General features: G+C 52.0%; 3 protein-coding genes. All 3 read right to left on the reverse strand.

Annotation, left to right across the window (positions count from 1 at the left end; genetic code table 11):
* Positions 1-65: 65 nt before the first annotated feature.
* The 3 genes from QVP67_RS02995 to QVP67_RS03005 are packed head-to-tail and all read right to left on the reverse strand — an operon-like array spanning position 66 to position 2,507.
* A complete protein-coding gene (locus QVP67_RS02995; protein WP_022162078.1) occupies positions 66-1,247 on the reverse strand; it encodes a class I SAM-dependent rRNA methyltransferase in 1,182 nt (393 codons plus the stop codon).
* A 9-nt stretch (positions 1,248-1,256) separates the two neighbouring features.
* Positions 1,257-1,907, reverse strand: a complete 651-nt coding sequence (locus QVP67_RS03000) for a 3'-5' exonuclease (RefSeq protein ID WP_022162079.1) — start codon at positions 1,905-1,907, stop codon at positions 1,257-1,259.
* 15 nt (positions 1,908-1,922) lie between these two features.
* A complete protein-coding gene (locus QVP67_RS03005; protein WP_022162080.1) occupies positions 1,923-2,507 on the reverse strand; it encodes a DUF5063 domain-containing protein in 585 nt (194 codons plus the stop codon).
* Between the last annotated feature and the right edge of the window lie 170 nt (positions 2,508-2,677).

The following is a 2,677-nucleotide window of genomic DNA, read 5'->3' on the forward strand; positions in this document are numbered from 1 at the left end:
AAAAGAAGGTGTGCTTTTTGACACACCTTCTTTTCTGTTATCTTTTTAAATAATCGGATGTTTTTTTATTCTACGTAGAGTACCAGTCCTTTCAGGTATTCACCTTCAGGATGATAGATGTTGACCGGGTGGTCGGCAGGCTGGGTGAGCTGGTGCAAGATGCGTACGCTGCGTCCCGACATGGCGGCTGCGGTGAATACGGCCGTACGGAAGTTCTCCTTGCTGACTGCCTGCGAGCACGAGAAAGTGAACAGGATGCCGCCCGGCTTGATTTTCTCGAATGCTTTCACGTTCAGCTTCCGGTAGCCCTGAAGTGCGTTGCGCAAGGCGTCGCGGTGCTTGGCGAAAGCGGGTGGATCGAGGATAATGAGGTCGTACTGGTCGCCCATGCGGTCGAGGTACTTAAAGGCGTCTTCGGCATAGGCGGCGTGACGGGTGTCGCCAGGGAAGTTCAGCTCCATGTTCTTGTTGGTCAGGTCGATGGCTTTGGCCGAACTGTCTACCGAGTGTACCAGCTTGGCTCCTCCACGCATGGCGTAGACTGAGAATCCGCCGGTGTAGCAGAACATGTTCAGTACGTTGCGGCCCTTTGCATAGCGTTCCAGCAGGGCACGGTTTTCGCGTTGGTCGACGAAGAAACCAGTCTTTTGTCCTTTCAGCCAGTCGATATGGAACTTCAGACCGTATTCGGTAGCGATGTTGTCCGTGCTGCCTCCGCGCAGAAATCCGTTTTCAGGGAAGAGGTCGGCTTTGAAGGGCAGTGTCGTTTCCGATTTGTAATAGATGTTGTCGATCTGGTTGCCCATCATTTCGGCCAGTGCTTCGGCTATGGTCATGCGTTCCAGGTGCATTCCTGCAGAGTGGGCCTGCATGACGGCGGTCCGTGCATAAATGTCTATCACCAGTCCGGGCAGGTTGTCGCCTTCGCCATGTACCAGGCGGTAGGTGTTGTTGTCGGGTGCTTCGGCAATGCCGATACTGCGGCGCATGTTGTAGGCTATCTGCAATTTCCGTTTCCAGAAATCGGTGTCGATCGTTTCGTCCTGATTGAATGTCAGTACCCGTACGGCGATGCTGCCTATTTGCCAATGGCCTTTGGCTATGAATTCGTTCTTCGAAGTGTAGATCTCTACTACTTCGCCTTCTATCGGCTCTCCGTCAATGCGGGCGATGGCGCCGGAGAATACCCAAGGGTGAAAACGTTTCAGGGATTCTTCCTTGCCGGGTTTCAGATATACTTTATACATGGATTTATTTTAATTAGTTCGGTTTTCGGGTTCTGTGCTGTCGGCTGGCGGGGTGTCGGGGGCTATTTCGAAGTCGCCCGTCCGTTTCAGTTCCTGCAGCTTGTTGTAGATGTTGAGGCATGCCCAGGCGTCGGTTGCCGCGTATTGTTGCTGGGGAAGCGTCAGTACGTCGGCTTCCCAGTTGGACAGGCGCTGGCTTTTGGATATCTTTTCTCCGAACAGGATGCCGTAAATCTTCTGCAGGCTTTTCTCCTGAATGCCGAAGGGGCGTACAAACTCTTGCAGTTCGATGCAGGAATGCTGTTCGAAGGGGGCACGCTTGTGCAGCATCATGAAGTCGTCTTTCAGTGAGAGGCCTACTTTAATGATGTTGGGATTTTCCAGCAGCAGAATGACGGGCAGTGTGAGGCCTGTCAGGTTCAGCCGGAAAAGGAAGCAGTGCTCGTCCGAGGCGATTTGCAGCAGTGCCACTTTGTAGACGTGGCCTTTGGTGAACGAGGGGCGTGTTTCGCTGTCGATGCCCAGCAGCGGGCAGGTCTTCAGGTAGGCTACGGCTCGTTCGGCTTCTTGTGGAGTTTGTACAACGTGTATCTGGCCGGGGAAGAGGGCTTTGGGCATGTCCTGTAGCTCCTCTTTATTGATCGTTCTTTTGATTACCATAATTACAGCTTGCAGTTAAAGGGTGTGTTCGGTGTTGTAGTCGAGGTCGTCAGTCTCGTCCGACGGATTTTCGTCTTCACTGTCTGCTTGCGCATACTTCACGTCGTGCAGTGCGCGCAGGGTGTTCACCAGCTTTTGTCCCCAATAGAGGGCAAAGTTCTCCTGACAGATGGCCAGGGCGTCGTTCATGGTTTCGTTCAGTCCCAGCTGGAAGACGAAGATGAAGTCCTTGATGTCCTGATAGATGTCGGCCAGGTCTTCGGAGATATATTTGGTGATGGGTTGGTCGCTGTACTTCATGTCCGACACGAATACGTCCAGGTAGTCGTCCTTTTCGCCCAGTATGCCGGCCAGGTTCATGCGTACTATTTCGTATGTCTCTTCCGTGACAAAGTTCTCCGGCATGTCTTCGCCCATCATTTCGCATTTGGGCATCATGGAGGCTTTGAGGTAGAGCAATGGCAGTATTTTTAAGGATGTATCGACGAATGTGGCGCGTTTCATGCCCTCGGCCTGCTCCAGAAATTTACAAAATTCGGCAGCCACGGTTACAAATTCCACTACATTGCGGTCGAATATCACTTGACTTTCTTTTTTCATATCTTTTTAGATTCGAAGCATTAGTCTGCTTATGTTTGGTTTGCAAAGATAGGAAAAAGGTTTGTTTCTTCCTAGAAAAAGTGTGTGATATACTCCTTTGCAAAGGATGTACGGATCATGTGACGGTGTGCGTGGCTGCCGGTAGGATGGCGGGGCAGGTCAGCTGCCCC

This window comes from Bacteroides sp. CAG:633, assembly GCF_000435115.1.
In the GTDB taxonomy this organism is placed as follows: domain Bacteria; phylum Bacteroidota; class Bacteroidia; order Bacteroidales; family Bacteroidaceae; genus Bacteroides; species Bacteroides ndongoniae.